This is a genomic window from Pseudomonas sp. LBUM1647 (genome assembly GCF_059716175.1).
Genome location: NZ_CP166809.1, coordinates 4,577,940 through 4,596,386 on the forward strand (window position 1 = coordinate 4,577,940; position 18,447 = coordinate 4,596,386).

General features: G+C 60.0%; 15 protein-coding genes, 1 tRNA gene and 1 pseudogene. 3 read left to right on the forward strand and 14 right to left on the reverse strand.

Annotation, left to right across the window (positions count from 1 at the left end):
- The first annotated feature begins 38 nt into the window (after nucleotides 1-38).
- Together ACA059_RS20965 and ACA059_RS20970 are read left to right on the forward strand one after the other, a co-directional pair.
- The gene (locus ACA059_RS20965) at nucleotides 39-398 is read left to right on the forward strand and encodes a DUF7768 domain-containing protein (RefSeq protein WP_497630833.1); all 360 of its coding nucleotides are present in this window, start codon (nucleotides 39-41) and stop codon (nucleotides 396-398) included.
- An 80-nt stretch (nucleotides 399-478) separates the two neighbouring features.
- Nucleotides 479-1,267: a tyrosine-type recombinase/integrase gene (locus ACA059_RS20970; RefSeq protein ID WP_497630834.1), complete on the forward strand. Its 789-nt coding sequence runs from the start codon at nucleotides 479-481 to the stop codon at nucleotides 1,265-1,267.
- Nucleotides 1,268-1,346: 79 nt separating this feature from the next.
- Here ACA059_RS20970 and ACA059_RS20975 read toward each other — a convergent pair.
- Both ACA059_RS20975 and ACA059_RS20980 read right to left on the reverse strand, forming a co-directional pair.
- Nucleotides 1,347-2,619 (reverse strand): annotated as a pseudogene (locus ACA059_RS20975) (IS3 family transposase).
- A 121-nt stretch (nucleotides 2,620-2,740) separates the two neighbouring features.
- A tRNA-Val gene (locus tag ACA059_RS20980) sits at nucleotides 2,741-2,817 on the reverse strand.
- Between the two features lie 183 nt (nucleotides 2,818-3,000).
- Between ACA059_RS20980 and ACA059_RS20985 the strand changes: the two genes are divergently transcribed.
- Complete coding sequence (locus tag ACA059_RS20985; protein ID WP_347802679.1) at nucleotides 3,001-4,284, forward strand: NAD(P)/FAD-dependent oxidoreductase; 1,284 nt, start codon at nucleotides 3,001-3,003, stop codon at nucleotides 4,282-4,284.
- A 48-nt stretch (nucleotides 4,285-4,332) separates the two neighbouring features.
- On the opposite strand, the gene ACA059_RS20990 is transcribed toward ACA059_RS20985, so the two are convergent.
- From ACA059_RS20990 to ACA059_RS21045, 12 genes are read right to left on the reverse strand one after another with little or no spacing between them, the layout of a single operon-like run.
- Nucleotides 4,333-4,977 carry an RraA family protein gene (locus ACA059_RS20990; RefSeq protein ID WP_497634703.1) on the reverse strand — a complete coding sequence of 215 codons (645 nt, stop codon included), beginning with the start codon at nucleotides 4,975-4,977 and terminating at the stop codon, nucleotides 4,333-4,335.
- A complete protein-coding gene (locus tag ACA059_RS20995; protein WP_497630835.1) occupies nucleotides 4,968-5,750 on the reverse strand; it encodes an IucA/IucC family C-terminal-domain containing protein in 783 nt (260 codons plus the stop codon). The genes ACA059_RS20990 and ACA059_RS20995 overlap by 10 nt, the downstream gene beginning before the upstream one ends.
- Nucleotides 5,747-6,538, reverse strand: a complete 792-nt coding sequence (locus tag ACA059_RS21000) for an ABC transporter ATP-binding protein (RefSeq protein ID WP_056744436.1) — start codon at nucleotides 6,536-6,538, stop codon at nucleotides 5,747-5,749. Before ACA059_RS21000 ends, ACA059_RS20995 begins: the two co-directional genes overlap by 4 nt.
- 12 nt (nucleotides 6,539-6,550) lie before the next feature.
- Nucleotides 6,551-7,582: a FecCD family ABC transporter permease gene (locus tag ACA059_RS21005; RefSeq protein WP_497630836.1), complete on the reverse strand. Its 1,032-nt coding sequence runs from the start codon at nucleotides 7,580-7,582 to the stop codon at nucleotides 6,551-6,553.
- Nucleotides 7,575-8,564: a FecCD family ABC transporter permease gene (locus tag ACA059_RS21010; protein ID WP_497630837.1), complete on the reverse strand. Its 990-nt coding sequence runs from the start codon at nucleotides 8,562-8,564 to the stop codon at nucleotides 7,575-7,577. The genes ACA059_RS21005 and ACA059_RS21010 overlap by 8 nt, the downstream gene beginning before the upstream one ends.
- Nucleotides 8,561-9,481: an ABC transporter substrate-binding protein gene (locus tag ACA059_RS21015; protein ID WP_497630838.1), complete on the reverse strand. Its 921-nt coding sequence runs from the start codon at nucleotides 9,479-9,481 to the stop codon at nucleotides 8,561-8,563. Before ACA059_RS21015 ends, ACA059_RS21010 begins: the two co-directional genes overlap by 4 nt.
- Nucleotides 9,474-11,315, reverse strand: a complete 1,842-nt coding sequence (locus ACA059_RS21020; protein WP_497630839.1) for an IucA/IucC family protein — start codon at nucleotides 11,313-11,315, stop codon at nucleotides 9,474-9,476. The genes ACA059_RS21015 and ACA059_RS21020 overlap by 8 nt, the downstream gene beginning before the upstream one ends.
- 4 nt (nucleotides 11,316-11,319) lie before the next feature.
- Nucleotides 11,320-12,093: an HpcH/HpaI aldolase family protein gene (locus ACA059_RS21025; RefSeq protein ID WP_497630840.1), complete on the reverse strand. Its 774-nt coding sequence runs from the start codon at nucleotides 12,091-12,093 to the stop codon at nucleotides 11,320-11,322.
- Nucleotides 12,087-13,958, reverse strand: coding sequence for an IucA/IucC family protein (locus ACA059_RS21030; protein WP_497630841.1), 1,872 nt, complete (start codon nucleotides 13,956-13,958; stop codon nucleotides 12,087-12,089). The genes ACA059_RS21025 and ACA059_RS21030 overlap by 7 nt, the downstream gene beginning before the upstream one ends.
- A gap of 19 nt (nucleotides 13,959-13,977) precedes the next feature.
- A complete protein-coding gene (locus tag ACA059_RS21035) occupies nucleotides 13,978-15,405 on the reverse strand; it encodes a DHA2 family efflux MFS transporter permease subunit (protein ID WP_497634704.1) in 1,428 nt (475 codons plus the stop codon).
- Nucleotides 15,402-16,613, reverse strand: coding sequence for a type III PLP-dependent enzyme (locus ACA059_RS21040; protein ID WP_497630842.1), 1,212 nt, complete (start codon nucleotides 16,611-16,613; stop codon nucleotides 15,402-15,404). The genes ACA059_RS21035 and ACA059_RS21040 overlap by 4 nt, the downstream gene beginning before the upstream one ends.
- Complete coding sequence (locus tag ACA059_RS21045; RefSeq protein WP_497630843.1) at nucleotides 16,606-18,390, reverse strand: IucA/IucC family protein; 1,785 nt, start codon at nucleotides 18,388-18,390, stop codon at nucleotides 16,606-16,608. The genes ACA059_RS21040 and ACA059_RS21045 overlap by 8 nt, the downstream gene beginning before the upstream one ends.
- Nucleotides 18,391-18,447: the final 57 nt, after the last annotated feature.

The following is an 18,447-nucleotide window of genomic DNA, read 5'->3' on the forward strand; positions in this document are numbered from 1 at the left end:
CCCTCCACCGCCCGGGCATGACCCGGCTAGGACGCCCCATGCCCACAGAAAACAAAATCCCGGTGATCTACGTGGCCGGGCCATACCGAGCTGCGACCCGCGAACTGATCGCCGAAAACATCGCGGTGGCCAGATCGGTGGCGGTCAGTACTGCTCGCCTTGGCTGGTTCCCTATCTGCCCGCATACGAACACCGCGCACTCCGACGATGACCTGCCTGATCAGGACCAGTTCTTCCTCGATGGCACCCTGGCGCTGATGGAGCGCTGCGATGCGGTGGTGCTGATCAATGGATGGCGATACAGCCAGGGAACACTGGGCGAGATTCCGCAACGCTCACTGGCGAGCGTGCCCCGACCTTTACCTATCTTCTTGAACGATTCGAAAAGGAGTGGCTGACCGGGCGCGGCTACGCAGACAGAACACTCAAAGAGATCAGATTCAAACTTGCTCGGTACAAGGAGGACTTGGGCAGCAGGATGGTGGGTCAGCTTGATGTGCTCACAATCGCCGAGTATCTGGACGGTTTCGAGAACAACGCCTACACCAAGCATCGAGGGCTGCTGGTCCAAGTGTTCGCGTTCGCGGTGGCCAAGGGCCTGTGCGATCGCAACTCCGCCGAACTGACCCTGGTCAAGAAGGAAGCCGAGAAGAAGCGCCAGCGACACACGGTCGAAGGGCTTAACAAGATTTTGGAATACGTGGGGACGCCGATCTGGCTCAAGCGAGCCATACGTTTGGGTCTGCTGAGTCTTCAGCGGCGGGAAGATATCGTGATGTGGCCGAAAACGGCTGTGGACCTCGAGCAGAACACCATAAAGGTTTCGCCCGGGAAGACGCAGAACTACGGAAAGCCGGTGCACTTGGAGATTGTCATGGGCCAGGCGCTGCGGGAGGTGGTCATGGAGTGCGTGCGCTCGCCGGTCGTCTGTCCGTACCTGATCCACTACTCACCAAAAGCGCGTAAGCGTGCACAGCTTGACGCGAAGCTACACTGGAATGCAGTTACGCCAGACTACCTGACTAAGTCCTTCGCCCAAGCGCGAGACGATTCGAAGGCTTACGAAGAGTTGCCCGCAGGTGAGCGCCCCACCTTTCACGAGATCCGCGCACTCGGCGCCTGGCTATACGAGCAGCAAGGTTTTGCACAGGAGTACATACAGGGGCTGATAGGTCATGCCGACGTGAAGATGACTGAGCATTACCAGGCGGGCCACGGCGATAATGCAGTGGTTTACATGAAGGTGAAAGCCGATTTGACGCTTTGACGGTGGTTCGTTTTTCCAAATCGTTTCCAACGTTTTTCCAAACGGCACTGTCTAGTCCTGAAATAGGTTTACACCTGTTTCACCCTAACGCCCGATGCACCGCATCGGGCGTTTTGTATTTCAAAGACAGGTGCGGTCGCTCGCCGTTATAGATCGATATCGATTCACTCACCATCTTCTTCGCTTGCAGCAAATCCTGCGGCCTCTGGAGCATAAGCTCTGTCTTTAATATCCCGTTGACCCGCTCTGCCAAGGCATTTTGGTAGCAGTCATAGCCATCCGTCATTGAACATCGAATGCCGTATTTCGCGTGCAACGCTTGGTACACGTCATTGAACATCGAATGCCGTATTTCGCGTGCAACGCTTGGTACATCCCCGAGCAATATTGGATACCTCTATCTGAGTGATGCACCAACGGCTGCTCTGTCCGACGGTGCTTTACCGCCCGGCGCAGCGCGTGTGCTACCGACTCGGTGTGAAGGCTTTCATGGACGTGATAGCCCACGATCTTGCGCGAAAAAGCATCCGTTACAAGGCTCAGATAGGCCACACCTTCCTGAGTTGGCAAATAGGTGATGTCAGCCACCCAGACTTGTTCCGGGCCGCTTGGTACAACCTGATCAGGACCTGGCTTGAGCAGGTTCGGGTGGCGGTGAAAGCGATGATGACTATTGGTCGTCTTGTGATAAGACCGCTTGCGAGCTACCAATAAACGTCTTTCCCGCAGAATCGAAAACAGCCGATCTCGACCCACTTGCAGTTCAAGTTGAGGCTGGCAATGCAGCAAGTAATGCAGCTTTCGGGTGCCCAAACGCGGCTGCCGCTGACGTTTTTGCTGAACGAAATCGGCAACCTTCTGATCCAGCCCCAGACGAGCAGCGTAGGCGCGATTGCGTTTGTAGTAAGCCTGTCGGCTTATCCCCATGAACTGGCAAGCCCTGCTGATGCTCAGGTTTTTGATTCGTTTTTGCGCGAGGACTTGCCGGGACGCTTTTTTACGACAGAGAGACCGTAGTCATTCTTCAAGACATCCACGACCGCCTCGAAAAACTGCGCTTTCTGATTGGACAGAGCTAACTGCTCTTCTAGCTCTTTGATGCGTTGCTCTGGCGTTAATGGTCGGTTTTTGTCGGGCATAGACCCCATCCTCGGCGAGCCAATGTATGTGCCTGGGCTCCAATCCTGCCGACCGTGCTTGCGTAACCACGTCAGAACGGTCGTTTTGCCTTGAATCCCGTAGCGCTCCTGAGCCTCTTTATAACTCAGCTCGCCTTTTTCGACCTGATCGACGACCGACAATTTAAAGGTCAGCGTGTAGTCTCGCTGACTACGCCTTTTTGCTGATTCCATTACGCCCTCCTGAAAAACAGATCAGAAGGTGTAAACCTTATTCAGGACGGGACACAGACAACAAAAAAGGGCCCACCTTTCGGTGAGCCCTTCTAGACCGCCCAGCAGAGCGGATTTTGTTTGGTAGGCGCGATTGGACTCGAACCAACGACCCCCACCATGTCAAGGTGGTGCTCTAACCAACTGAGCTACGTGCCTGCTGTGAGGCGGCATTCTACGGAATTCCGGAGGGGTGTCAACACCTTTTTTCGAGCTAACCCTATGAATATGCAAAATATTTAATTTTGCGGCTGCAAAGAAGATTTTGCGGTGGCTGGCGGTCGATTTTTATCTCGGGTAGGATCGATGCACTCGTAAAATATATTAAACAGAGGCTGCAGGATGGCGAACACTCCCTACCCGGAATCCTATTACGCCGCATCGGCCAATGCGGTTCCGCCGCGCCCGGCCTTGCAGGATGACGTGGAGACTGATGTCTGTGTGATCGGTGCCGGTTACACCGGTCTGTCCTCTGCCCTGTTTCTGCTGGAAAACGGTTTCCGGGTCACGGTGCTTGAAGCGGCGAAGGTAGGTTTTGGTGCGTCGGGGCGTAACGGTGGCCAGATCGTTAACAGTTATAGCCGCGACATCGATGTGATCGAGCGCAGTGTCGGTCCCAAGCAGGCTCAGTTGCTGGGGCAGATGGCGTTCGAAGGTGGGCGGATCATTCGTGAGCGGGTCGCCAAATATAATATCCAGTGCGACTTGAAGGACGGTGGCGTATTCGCCGCCATTACCGCCAAGCAGATGGGTCATCTGGAATCCCAGAAGCGTCTGTGGGAGCGGTTCGGTCACACGCAGCTTGAACTGATGGATCAGCGTCGCATCCGTGAAGTGGTCGCTTGCGATCAGTACATCGGCGGCATGCTCGACATGAGCGGCGGGCACATTCATCCGCTGAACCTGGTGTTAGGCGAAGCGGCAGCTGTGGAGTCGTTGGGCGGAACTATTTATGAGCAATCGCCCGCGGTGCGCATCGAGCGCGGCGCGAGTCCGGTGGTGCATACGCCTCAGGGCAAAGTCAGGGCCAAGTTCATCATCGTTGCGGGCAATGCGTATCTTGGCAATCTGGTGCCTGAACTGGCCGCCAAATCGATGCCCTGCGGGACTCAGGTGATCACCACGGAACCTCTAGGCGACGCATTGGCCAAGAGCCTGTTGCCGCAGGATTATTGCGTCGAGGACTGCAACTACCTGCTCGACTACTACCGTTTGACCGGCGACAAGCGCCTGGTCTTCGGCGGTGGCGTGGTGTATGGCGCGCGGGATCCGGCGAACATCGAGGCGATTATTCGGCCGAAGATGCTCAAGGCCTTCCCGCAGCTCAAGGACGTGAAGATCGATTACGCCTGGACCGGCAATTTCCTGCTGACCTTGTCGCGTCTTCCTCAGGTCGGACGCCTGGGCGACAACATCTACTATTCCCAGGGCTGCAGCGGCCATGGCGTGACCTATACGCACCTGGCGGGCAAGGTGCTGGCCGAAGCGTTGCGTGGCCAGGCCGAGCGTTTCGACGCGTTTGCCGACCTGCCCCACTACCCGTTCCCCGGCGGACAACTGCTGCGTACACCGTTCGCTGCGTTGGGCGCCTGGTATTACGGATTGCGAGACAAATTCGGCTTCTGACCGAAAGATGCAAAAAAAGGGGCAACTGCACAGTTGCCCCTTTTCATTTCAGCTCGGGAAGTCAGCCCCTTCGCTGATGAGCCTCTGCAAGAATCCGTCCCTGCGCTGCTGGTCCATTTCCTCTTTGACCAAGAGCTCGGGAAGCAGCTCGGCCGCACGCTGGGCATCGAGGATAAAGACACCGTCATCATCACCAATGGCCAGGCTCCCCGGCTGCACCTGAACCTCGCCCACATTGATCGACTGATTGACTTCCCCGCGGGCACCAATGCCACGAGTCGTGTACGCACTGACGTCCCGGCAAAAGATCGGCAACCCATGGCGACGTAATGCGCTGACATCCGTGACCGCACCCGACACCACCACCCCGGCCAACCCTTTGATCAGACCGGCCAGGGTGCGCAGTTCGCCCCAACAACCACACTCCTCGTCGTCCACACATTCGATCACCAGCACGTCGCCCGGCTCACTCAGCAACAGCGCTTCACGCAAAATGCTGCCATCCGGCGGGAAGACTTTAACGGTGACGACATTGCCGATCATGCGGATGTTGTTGAACAGCGGCTTGATCCCCCGCAGGAATCCCCGATCGGAAAAATGGCCGATGGTTGACGAAGGGATCGACCGGTAGGCGTTGAGTAACTCCGGGGTGACGAGCTGCTGGCGTGGGTTGATTTGATCACTCATCGGCATTTCCCCGGACGCAGCAGTGGACAGGTCGAACAATATTCAGCGGGCTCAGTAGCCAGGTAGTAGAAGCAGCACGTTCGCCGAAAGCGAATGCTGCGCTGCCCCTCGTCGACCAGTGTCGGCGGTCGGCGAAAATGGCTCAGCGGGTTGTAATCGAGGCCGAACAGCGCAGGTTCTGCCTGAGTCAGCAACCACCTGAAGTCCGCTTCATAGCGCTCGCGCACCGACGGCTCATCGATTTTTGCCATGCGTTTTTCATACAACGAGTACACGCGTACGGCGGTGTTTTCCCACAAGATGCGCCGTGAAACGCCACTCACACGGTTGAAGGTTTGCCACAGCGGCTTCAACAGCCCGGCAAACAGTGACTGCACCAGGGTTTCCCGCCAGGCCTCGCGCTCACCTGCCCCGTACGTCAGCGGCAGGGAATGAGCCAGCGGCATCGAAGACGTCCACAGCCCGTCATCATGGCCGTACTCGATCACCGTGTTGTCCAGCGACAGCAGCAGCCCTTTGTCGTACACCGACATGGCGTACAAACAGGCGCCGGTGGCCAGGAACGACAGGCGCTTGCCCAGCAGCGAGGCGGTGATCGCCCGCGACGGTGAGCCAATGACCGGGCTCAATGCATCCAGCAAACGCTCGCACACATCTTCCTGCAACAGGTCACGCGCCATCAGAGAGCGTAATGGGTCGCGCTCGGCGCAGTCCTTCAACCGCAACCCACCGCCCAACACGTTCCACTCTTGTGCGGTGAAGTGGTGAGCCAGACTCATTGCGGCAATTCCCGACCAAACGGGATGCACATCGGCGTACCAAAGAACGGATCAGGAATAATCCGGCAGTTGAGGTCGAACACGGTTTTGACCAGCGCCTGTGTCAAGACGTCCTCAGGCCGGCCCTGGGCAAATGCCGTACGGTCATGCACCGCGACCATATGATCGGCATAACGGCAGGCCAGGTTGAGATCGTGAAGCACCATGATGATGGTTTTGTTCTCGAGCCGGTTGAGGTCGCGCAGCAGGTCCAGCACTTCAATCTGGTGAGCCAGGTCGAGGAAGGTCGTCGGCTCGTCCAGCAGCACAATGCCGGTGTCTTGGGCCAGGGTCATGGCGATCCACGCACGCTGACGCTGCCCACCGGACAAGGCGTCCACCGGCCGATCCGCCAGCGCCTGCAGACTGGTCTGCGTCAGCGCGCGATTGACCATGGTTTCATCCTCGGCCGACCACTGTTGCATCCAGCTCTGATAAGGGTATCGGCCCAGGGCCACGAGCTGGCGAACGGTAATGCCCTCCGGCGCCGTCGGTGTCTGGGGCAGGATGGCCAACTCACGCGCCACCGCCGCCGTGGATTTTTGCTGGATATCCACGCCGTTGAGAATCACCGAGCCCTGCTGCGGTTTCAGCAACCGGGCAAAGGATTTGAGCAAGGTACTTTTACCGCAGCCGTTACTGCCAATCAGCACCGAGATCTTGCCCTTGGGCAGTTGCATGTCCAGCGCGTCAATAATCACCTGGCGCTGATAACTCAGGGTCAGGCCGCGACTTGCAATCGACGTCATACGTTGAATTCCTTAATGACGCTGTTTAATCAGTAAATAGAGAAAAAAGGGTGTGCCCAGCACCGCGACAAAGATCCCGGCCGGTAGATCCAGGGGCAAAAACAGCGTGCGCCCGACCAGGTCCGCCAGCATCACCAGATTTGCGCCAATCAGGGCTGCCATCACGGCCTGCCCAGCGAAACCAGGGGCCACCAGGCGTTTGGCAATGTGCGGCGCAATCAGCCCGACAAACGCGATCGCCCCACCCCAGGCAATGGCCGCACCGGCCAACGCCACACTCACCAGCAACAAACCGGCCCGCAGCCATTGCACGCGCACGCCGATGCCCTGGGCCAGGTTGTCATCCAACTGTTGCACCATCACCTGACGGGCCAGCAGCACCAGCAGCGGACAAATGCCCAACAACCAGCTCGCAAGTGCCAGCGGTTCGGGCCAACTGGCGCCGTACACGCTGCCAGTCAGCCAAACATAGGCAGACAAGGTGGTGGTCAGCGGACTGAACACCAGAATGAAGGTGGTCGCGGCCGTCAACATCGCCGAGACGCCCACGCCGATCAGCACCAGTCGCAGCGGTGAGGCCCCCTGTTTCCAGGCCAGCAGATAAATGGCCAGTGTCGCCAAAGCCGCACCGAGCATCGCGGCCAGGGGCAGAAACTGTTGGCCCAGCGTCGCGGACAAGAACGACAGATAAAGTACAGCGGCGGCGCTGGCACCGCTGGTGATGCCCAGCAGGTCGGGCGAAGCCAGCGGGTTGCGGATGATGCTTTGCAGGATCAGCCCCGACACCGACAACGCAGCCCCCACCAGCGCCGCCAGCACAATGCGTGGAAAACGCAGTTGCTCGACGATCAACGTCAGGCTGGCGTCCTGACTGGAAAACAGGATTCGCATCACCTCGAGGGGCGAGAGGATGACTTTCCCCAGCGATAACGAGCCGAGCATCACCAGCACCGTCAGCACCAGCGCCGCCGCCAACCGCCACCACGTGGAGAGGTTGACCCGCCGGGAATACCCGCCCCGGCGCCACGTCACCACCCTATCCATAACGACCTCCACGTCGGGCCAACATGATGAAAAACGGTGCGCCGAACAGCGCCGTCATGACCCCCACCGGTACTTCCTGCGGCAGGATCACAACCCGCGACAGCGTATCCGCCAACAGCAGCAGAATGGCGCCGAGCAGCGCACAACCGGGCAGCAACCAGCGATGGTCGATGGACAACCCCTTGCGCACCATGTGCGGCACCAGAAGACCGATGAAACCAATGCTGCCGGCCAACGCCACCGCGCTGCCCGCGAGACAGATCACCAGCACGCTCATCAGCAGCCGGATCAGGCCGGTTCTCTGCCCCAGACCTGTGGCAATTTCTTCCCCGGCGTTCAGCACGTTGACCTGCCCGGCCAGCAACAGCGCCCCTGACAACCCGAGCACTCCACACAGCAACAATGGCGCAGCGGTCGACAGGCTGCGTTCCGTCAGTGAACCGGCCATCCAGAACAGCACCGTGTCCAGGCCATCCTGGTTCACCACCAGCAGCGCCTGGCTGAAGGCAGAGAACAACGCGGCGATCGCCGCGCCCGCCAGCACGATGCGCAGCGGACTGAGACTGCCTTGCCCCATGTTGCCGATCAGCCACACCAGACATCCCGCCACGCCAGCGCCAATGAACGCAGACCATAGCCAGGCATCCGGGGATGACAGCGAGAAAATCGAGGAAAACAGGATGATAAAAAAGGTCGCACCGGCATTGATCCCGAACAACCCGGGTGATGCCAATGGATTGCGCGTCAGTGCCTGCATCAGGGCGCCCGCGACCGCCAGACTGGCGCCTACGGAAATCGCCATCAGGGTGCGCGACAGGCGCGTGGTGGTTACCAGTACATGACTGATACTCAGCGGGTCGGGATCGACAAATGCCGCGGCAATCTGCGGCAGTGGAATCCAGGTAGCACCGACCGCCAGGCTCAACACGCAGCACAGCAGCAACACGACACCCGCGCTGCACAGTTTTACTCCCGGGCTCATGAGGCCACCTGCGCGGCGGCCACGCGGGCCACGTCGTCGAGCATCAGGTTGGCCCCCAACATACCGCCCGACAGGCTCCACGCGACGCCATCGACCTGCCACACCTGCCCTTGCTGCGGGGCACGCATCTGCTTCCACAGCGGGTGCTGCACCAGGCTCTCGTAGTTATGCTGCACTGCCGCGTTCTGCGCGCGCAGGAAGACAAAAAAGATGTCGGCATTCACCACCGCAAGGCTTTCCTTGCTGGTGAGTTTGATCGATACCCCGCTCGCCTCCCGGCTGGCGTCACTCCAGTTGAATCCCAGTTCGGTGAGCACCGAGCCCGGAAAACTCGCCGGCAAGTAACTGCGGATGTGGTCTTCGCGGATGTCCAGAATCGACACCGTGGGTGGCCAGCGTCCGGCAAATGTCTGCTGCAGTTGCTCGCACAGTTGTGCCACGCGTTGCTGCCATCGGTTCAGAATCTCGTCGGCCCTTTGTTGCTGGTGTAAGGCGGCGCCCATCAGTGCCAGGGTTTTCTTGAATTCAAACACTTCCTCCAGCATCAGCACCGGGGCGATCTGCTTGAGTAACGGTGCAATGCGTTCATGGCGAAAGCGCGAGGCAACGATCAAGTCCGGTTTCAGCAGTGCGATGTCTTCAAGGCTGGGCTGGGTTTCCAGCCCGACATGGGGCACAGCGCCCAGTGCCGCACGCAAATACCGATAGGTCGGTTTTTCGCTCCAGGAATCAACCACGCCACACGGGGTCACGCCCAACACCACGGCGCAGTCGGTGGCGCCCTGAAACAGGGTGACCACCCGCAACGGCGCGGCGCCGGTTTCGGCCCACGCCGGCGCGGAAAACCTGAGAGCGAGCGCCCCCAGGGACAGGCGCAACAGCGTGCGCCTGGAGGGATCTCGTCGCAGTTCAGGCATTACGATCGAGCCTGTGAAACGGGTTGACCACCTGGCCTTTGCCAAACGGCATGCTGCCAGGGCCGCCCGCGCGTTCGATCATCGGGGTGAGCAGCAATTTCTGCGGCCAATGTGGCGCTTCGAACATCTGGTGCTTGATCATGATCCGCGCCTCGGCGTCAAACTCGATGGTGTCGATCAACTCGTTGAGCACTTCGCCCATCGCCGTCCACAACTGGGTCGCCGGCAATGCGTAGACCTCAGCCAGCGTATCGATGATGGCGCGGAGGTTGACCTGAATACCCAGGGTCTGCAACCAGAACAGCAGGTCTTCAGGGCGATCGTGGTACAGCGTGTTGGCGTGCCCCTTCTTCAGCCGGTAAGCCGGGTCGGCCAGGCCGTTGCGTTCCAGCCACGGCACGAAGATGCGCAACGAATCGTGATCGCGCAACAGCAAGCCCTGGGCGTAACCGGCCTTCCACACCAGCACCGCGTTCTGCCCGTGAATTTCACCGAGCATGCCGATGCGGAACATCCGCAGGTTGATATCGAAGAAGCTGTGGCACAACTCGCGGAACAGCGTCATAACCGACGCGGCATTGGCTGGCAGTTGGCGGTAGCTCATCCAGTCATCGAAGAAGTGCTGGTTGCTGCCCGGCAGCGGTGTGCCCAATGCCGCCATGGGCACCAGTCGGCAGTCCGGGTCTTCGAGCACCGCGGGTGGATAGCCGCGAACCATGGCCGACAGGTGACGCGGCGCTTCGTCGAACAGCGTGGCGTCTGGCGGCATGAACGCCCACCATTTGGTTTCGTCGCACAAGTGCAGCGACTGCTGCAGCGTTTGATCTTTACTCAGTGCCTGGCGCAGCAGCGCCTCGCTCAAGCCGCCGTTGATCATTTTTACTGCGGGCAGATAACGCGAAGCGCCCAGCGAATAAATCGCCATCGGCAACTTGAGGTAATCGGCACTGTTGAAGCACGGGGTCATCGAGCGCAACGACGAGGTGGCGAAGAAATCACCGTCGGTGAAGTCCAGTCGATGGCAATCCCCCTTGGCGAACGCGTCGTCGAGTTGCGCTTCCAGCACGTGTTCGAACTGCCACGGGTGCACCGGCAGCGCAATGTGGCTCTGGGCAATGCCCCGCTGCTGCAGCTCTTGATGCAAGTTGGCCTGCAACAGTGGCGGCAACAGGTATTGAGCGGGATAACTCTGCGCCAGGTCCGTCACACCGTCGCCGCATTGCAGCAACGTGCGGTCGACCGCGACCCAATTGAGCGCCACCGGACGGGCAAATTCCGCCTGATACTGCTGATATTCGGTTTCGCTCAAACCCTGCTTGGCCTTGGCCAGCGGATGGTAGGGACGATCACGCAACGAGGCCCACTGTTCCATCGTCAGGAAAAAGTCCGCGTTGCTCTTTTCCAGCAAGCGTTCGCTGTCGACCCGATGGGCCAGGGACAACTCGGTTTGCCGAACGCTGGTGCGCAGCACGTCGAGGAACAGCGCAAAGCCCTTTTCATTGTCCTGGTAGCGATCAGTCATTCCGGCCAACACCTGGGTCATGAAGGCTTCGGGGGACAGCTCCGTCAGTTGCTCATTCTGCCGAGCCCAAACCGGCGTACCCGGTACTTTTTCCCATTGCTGAGTGATACCGGGACGCAGGGCCACAAAAATCGAACCCTGTGGCTCGTTGTGCCATTCCCAAATGCGCTGTTCGGCTCTCAATCCGGTAAACGGCTGGTCGGCTGCGGGCGCCACCAGGTTCAGCGGCTCGGTACCGAAAAAATGTTCGGCCAGCAAACAATCGACCAAATCCTGCATCACCCTGTCGGCGGCCATTGCGGTGAAGTTCATCCGATTATTTTCCTTCTGCTGAAGTGGCGGCCAATTTGGCCTGGAGGGCACGAAAAGCGATGCCACGCTCGTCACCCAAAACAAAACTTTTTACGCCGCGAGCCAACCATCGTTCGTGGTCGCCCGGCTGACGTGGAATCGCGCAATACGGCACGCCCGCGGCACTCGCCGCTTGCCAGCTGGAGAGCAGCGCTTGCTGCACCTCGGGCCGGTCGATCTGCCAGGGCATGCCCATCGATTGAGACAAGTCGGCGGCCCCTTCGAGGATCATGTCGAGGCCGGGCACGGCGGCAATTTCTGCCGCCCGACGCACCCCTTCGGCACTTTCGATCATCGCCACGACCATGATTTGCTCGTTGGCAAGCGCGACGTACTCCGCCAGGCTGTGTTTGCCAAAGGCACCGGGGCGACCGGCATTCAGGCTGCGGGTGCCCTGCGGGTGGTATTTGCAAGCTCGAATGCTTTCGGCCAAGGGCTCGGAGCCTTCGATCATCGGCAAGACAATGCCCTGGGCGCCGCCATCGAGCAGGCGCAGCAGGGTTTTCGGGTTGAGGTCGGCCACCCGCACCAGCGGGGTCATCGCGTAACTCTCGGCGGTGCGGATCATGTTCTCCACGGTCTCGGGATTGATCAGCACGTGTTCCATATCGATGATCACAAAATCGAAACCCGCCTCCGCAATCAGTTCGATGGCCGCAGGCGACGGAATCGAGCTGATCAGGCCGTAGACCGGCTCACCTGTTCTGAGCTTCTGCTTGAGCAGATTGGTCCTCAGCATGATTGCGGCCGGAACGCGTGCAGCGGATTCGGCACCGATTTGAAACGACGTTCACCGTCGCCCAGCAGGCGGCGCTTGGTCAGCTCTTCCACTTCATAGAACGGCGCGAAGACATCAAACGCTGCATAACGCGGACGGTGTTGCGGATGTTCGGCCTGGTAAGCAGTGATGACCTCGGCAGTCATCTGCCAGAACAAGGCTTCTTCCAGTTGGTAGTGCTGATGCAGGAAGATCGCCATCTCGGCCAGGGCGATGAAAAAGAATGAGTCACAGGAAAAATCCCGGACCGCATCCAGGTCGTCGGTGAGGATGAACGAGTTGCGGTTGAGCTTGGCGTGGCTGGCGGGCAGCGGCACCAGAGTCGGGCACAGATCGGGGCGCCCCAGGTGTTGCGGTGAATAGCGCACGCCGTCATGGAAGTCTTTCAGGGCAATACGTTGCGGCCAGCCCTGCTTCACGATCAGGACGATGTTCTGCCCATGAGATTCCATGCCGATGCCTTCGGCGTACAGCATGTGAATGATCGGCGACACTGCCACCTGCAACAGTTGACGGGTCCAGGCGTGCAGGCCGTATTGAGCGATCCACGCATCGATGAACGGGGTTTGTGTACCGCTGCCGTAGCGGTTGTCCACGGAACTCAAGCCATTGAACGGCACCGCTTGCTCGTCGTCTTGCAGGTACTGGTGAATGCTCTCGCGCCACAGGGTGCCCATCGTGCCGTAGGCTTGGGACATTCGCGTGGCGGGCAGGTGATCGTAGTCAAAGCTGACGCCGACCACTTCGCCGAGAATCACAAAACCTAGATCACGGGCGGTGCTGTCGCTGCCGATCAACTGCTGCAACCAGTCGGTGATGATCGGGCCGTTCATCACCGTGTGCCGGGCCAGAATTCGCGTGCTGGAAGTATTGGTCATGCTCAGCGCGAGCTTGACGTAAGGCCGCCGTTTTTCAGTGACGTTGGCCAGGGTGCGGATCGATTGCTGCGCCTGATAACGGTCATCCGTGGTGCCCAGATGGATCACTTCACCGCTGACCAGCTCCGGGTAGAACACCGGAACGATGATGTTTTCCCACTGCCACGGGTGCACCGGCATCAGCCAGTAATCGCCCACCGCCTTGCCTTGGTCGGTGAGGCTCTCAGCCAGTTGCTGCCAGCGTTGAAGTCCGAATTCCTGCTGGATAAATCCGTCGTAATCCAGGTGCTGCGAGATGTTCATCGCCCCGCAGGTTTTCGCCACTGCCAGCCAGACGATGGCGATGGGCGCGGCAAATTCAGGCCCGTAACGGGCGTTGTCCTTGAGCGAGAAACCGATGCGCGATTTGTAGCAAGGGTGATAGCTGTGGGCATCCATGAAGTGCTGTTCCAGCGCATCGACATCCAGTTGATGGCTTGGCTTGGCTGCTTGATAACCCTGACTGCGCGATTGCAGATCCTTGAGCAGGGTCTGCTCCAGTTCATGGGTGAAGCGTGGCAGGTGCGGGCTGTCCTGAAGTTCGCTCAGCAGCTCCGCCAATGCTTGATGAAGATGCGGCCGACTGCGTGCGCCCAACGCATCTACGCGCTCGAGACTGGCGTAGTCGAGGCGGATCAGCTCGAAGCTTTCGCTGAGCAATCCGCTGCAGTGGTACTCCACCGGTTGTTGCTGCGCATCGACGCCGCTGACGACAAAACGGTACTGGCCGCCATCGAGGGGCGAATGGCGATACGGCAGGACGTTTTCATACAGCAGCGTTTGCAGCAGCTGGCCCACCACGCGCTGTTCCACTTGCTGATAGTGGCGGGGATCGGCCGTCGCCAGCCAGACGCCTGGCGCTGAATCCGCAGCCTGAGGTGTTGCCTGTGAAGAAGTCGCCATAGTCATAACCTTGTCCGTGAAAGAATTAACGGTGTTCGAGGGCCGAGGGCAGTGCCTCGGCCGGCTCGTCGGATGCGTGAACGGGAAAACGCCAGGCACAGGGCAATGCCAGCAGGATGAGGATGCCAGTGGCCATGAAGACCTCGCTGATCGCCCCCGAGCTGGCCATCGAAACCACCCCGCCCCCGGCCTCGGCAGTGAGGCGGAATTCCAGCCAAAGCGAGGCAATCACGATGGCCAGTGACGAGACGAGACGACGGGAAATGTTGTTCATCGCCGCGCCTTGGGTGACCATCGGTTCAGGCAGCGCATCAAGCCCGGCGGTGGTGATGGGGATGTAGGACAGGCCCAGCCCGGCGCCGCGGACCATCATCAGAAAAAACACCACACCGATTGAAGCGCCAGCCCCCAGCACGCCCAATCCCAACGTGGCGCCCCCGGTCAGCAGCAGCCCCCAGAGCACTACGCCACGCGGGCCGTGCCGGTCCAGCCACTTGCCGCCGAGATGCCCGAACAGGCTGGCGAACATCGCCGTGCACAGCAGCGACAGGCCGGTCCAGATAGCGCTGTAGCCCATCACCACTTGCACCAGCAGCGGCAGCAGGACCAGGCATTCGAACATGCCGACCGACTGCACCACGGCGATGATCACGCTCAAGCGATAACCGCGCAGGGCAAAGATGCGCAGGTTTAGCAGCGGCGAAGTCCGGTTCAGTTCCAGTCGTACAAACGCGACCAGACACAGAATGGCCGCCAGCAGCATGCCAAGGTTGAAGGGATCAGTGAGGGCTTCGGCATGGCGCAGACGGCCAACGGCGATCATCAGCAGGCCGATGCCCGTCGCGATCAGCAAGTAACCCGCCAGGTCGAAAGGTTTGCGTTCCGATACTTCGGAAGCCGGCAGCACGCCGACGCCAAGGATCAGCGCCAGCAGGCCAATCGGCACATTCATCAGGAACAGCGAGCGCCAACTGAACCACTCCAGCATCAGGCTGCCGCATAACGGCCCCAATGCCGGCGCCAGCATGACCGCCGCACCCCACAGGCCGGTGACCCTGCCCCGCTCGCCCTTGGCGTACACCGAAAAAATGATCGCCAGCGATAGCGGAATCATCAGCCCGCTGGCGATGCCTTGCACCACGCGTGCGGTAATCACCAGCGCGATGGAATTGGCCAACGCCCCCAGCAGCGAACCGCAAACAAACAACGCCACGCCCCACAAATACAGGGATTTGCGCCCCACCCGCTGGCTGAGAAAACTGGTGAGGGGCATGGTCATGCCCATGCTCACCATGAACGCCGCCACAATCCAGGTGGCCAACAGCGGACCGATATCAAAGGCCTCCATGAACGCCGGCAACGCCGGATTCAGCGAGCTGTTGTTCAGGCTGACCGTCAGCGTGCCCAACAGCACATTGACCACCACCAACCAGCGCGGCACGGCAAACGTCAATCCCACGGTGCGACTCCGGCTTCTTGCACAAACACCTGCGGCGGTCGCGGATGACAGAGAAAATCAGCGTGGGAGATGTTGTAGCCATAGGCACCCGCCAGCGGCAGCACCAGCATGTCGCCGATCTCCACACCGGTGAGCGGGCAATCGCGGCTCAGCACATCCTTGGGCGTACAGAGCTGCCCAACGACGGTCCAATCCTGTTGTGGCGCCGTTGACGTTATGCGATGCCGGGGCAGCTGAATGATCGGGTGATCATGTCCCTGGGCAACCGGCAAACGGAACTGATGAGTGCCACCCCGACAGACCAGGAAGTGCTTGCCGTGACTGGTTTTCCTGTCCAGCACTTCAATGGCGTAGTAGCCGCAGAAGGCGCTGATGAAACGACCGGGTTCAAAGCGCACGATAGGCGCATCGGCACACGCTGCAAGGCTCTGCCCCAAATGCGTACACAAGCGCTGCCAGTCGAATTGCTGCGGCCCGAGGTAATTGACCCCGATGCCACCGCCCACATTGAGGTGAGTGATCGCCGCGGGATCGGCCGACAACGCCTTCCATTGCGGCCAGCGCTGCAGGTACAGATCGAGCAATTGTTCATGGCGTTCCACCAGCGACTGATGGGACATCGCATGCACATGGAAACCCTTGAGCCGCAAGTGGCTGGCGTTGTCAACCCAGCTGACCGCCTGAGCCAGTTCCGACTCATCGATCCCGAACGGTGTGGCCGTGCCGGCCATCGCCAGTTTGCTGGAGAGCGGCGACGGCAGTTCGGGGTTGATCCGCAGCAATACGTCTTGTACGCGCCCCGCTTCCAGTGCCAGCCGTTGCAGACGGACGATTTCATTCAGGCTTTCGATGTGAATCGCTTCGACCTGGTGTTGCAGCGCCGAACGCAGATCGGAGTCCAGTTTGCCAGGGCCGGAGAAGATGAACGGCTGGCGCGTCGGGCAGGCCTGGAGGCGATCGATCTCGCCGCCGGAGGAAATCTCGAAGCCGTGCACCAACGGCGCGACGGCGGCCAGGATTTGCGGTTCGCTGTTGGCCTTGATCGCGTAGTAAAGCTCTACGCCTTCTGGCAGCGCCGCCATCACCTGCGTCACATGCTGTTTCAGCGCGTCCAGGTCATAGATGAACAGCGCCAGCGGATCTTCGTGTTGCGCGCGGGCTTCGTCGATAGCGGCCAATACCGCTGCGGGCAGCTTATCCATGCTTGGCCTCCTTGCCCCACGGGGAGACCAGACTGACGTAGCTGGCCTGGCGATCAGCCTTGGCGGCCAGGCGGACTTTAAGGTTGGTTTTGCAGGCAATCGGCTGACCGGCGATCAGTGCGTCCAACTCCGGCGCAGCGCGGGTCAATTCGGCGCGGATGCTGATCAATTGCTGCTCCACCCGTTGCCACATCAGTGGCGCCAGGTGCGGACGCTCCCAACTCAGGGCCAACACAGCCTCGGACAAGTTGTTGACGAACAGGCAATAGACGATGCGATTCCAGCCTTGCTGGCGGGAATAGAGCAGCGACTCACGCACCCGTGGGTGAACGTCTGCGTCGATCCGGGAAGCACCCAGTTCGTCGGTCAGTTTGACCCCTTCGAAATCCCGCAGCAGCAAGCGTTGTGGACGACCGTTGTCATGCACCAGCACGCTGTTCTGCAGGTGCGGCTCCATGACGATGCCGTGGTTGAAGAACAGCGCCAGTACCGGCCGTAAAAGCAGCGCCTGATAGTCGTTGAACCAGCTCAACAGCGTTTGATCGTCGATGTCATTGCCGTTGAACCGGCTCAGGAACTCATGCACCAACGGCGGCAAATGCAGGCCACGAGCGAACAACGTACCGGCCATGATGCTGCAGTCGGTGCCGGTGTCGAGGCAGAAGTTCTCCCGCAGGATCGCCCCGGTTTGTTCGCGGAACCAGTGGTTATCGGCTTCGCTGGCCTGTTGCGGCGCCCAGCTCAGATTGCCCGGCTCGGCCACCACCGAGAGCCCGCCAAGGGTTTCGGGCCGGGTCAGTTGGAGGTTACGAAAGACTCGGTCGATCATCAGTGCGCTTTCCAGTTCGTACCAGGCGTTTTTCCTGACGCAGTTGGTGATGCGCACGTTCAGCGAGCCCTTGATGAAGAACTCATGGCCCTCGATGTACCAGGTTCGGATGGACGCCGTGGGGTTGGCCATCAGCCCTGTGGCACCAAGATCGACGATGGCCGCGGATTTCAACAAACGCTGAACCCGACCATCCTGCATGAACAGCTGGGCCTGTACCGGATGCATGCAAATAACCGCGTGCCCTGGCCGCGCCTGCGCTTGATCGGCAAAACCGGCCAGCACTTGGGCTTTGCTCAGGCCGTTGGCCCCGACGTTCAATCCTTCCAGCGGCACCTCGAACAAGTGCAACGGCGTGCGGGCCTGGAATTCCGGGGCATAGGTTTCCTGGGCCAGATGAGCTGGCCACAGCCGCGCCTTGGGTGCCGGGTGGTTTGGATGACCGAACCACAAACCCTGCTCGCTGGCGAGGTAACCGCTGAGCGGTGCCGGGTGCTGACCGTCCATGTTGTGGCCGACGATGGCCGCGGTCAGCAACTGGCTTTGCAACACCTGATCCAGCAATTCATCGTTGCTGGCGCGGGTCATGTGTTCGCACGCCGCGAGCAACTGCTCGACGAACTCGGCAAACCTCAGGCACGACCAGTCGCCCTCGCCACGCCGGGCATAAACGTCCGACAGGTAACGGTGACTGCCCAGACCATCACGGCGGTCCACCATCACAAAGAACTGCTGCTGGTTGGGCAGGTTGATGGTCAGGGGAATGCCCTTCCATTCCAGACCCTCGAGGTAACTGCCCGGGGCGATACCTTGCATCTGCGTCGGCCAACTGTAACTGAGGCAGTTTTCCGGCAAGGCGAACTCTTTGATCAAACAATTAAGCAACGCGCGCGTCGTCGCCAACTCACTGACCATATTCGATAAAACACTGCGATCTGGATGATTCATGGGTGCTCCACAGTAGCCCGCGAGGCCACTGGACACGTTATATGGCGAAAAAATTAG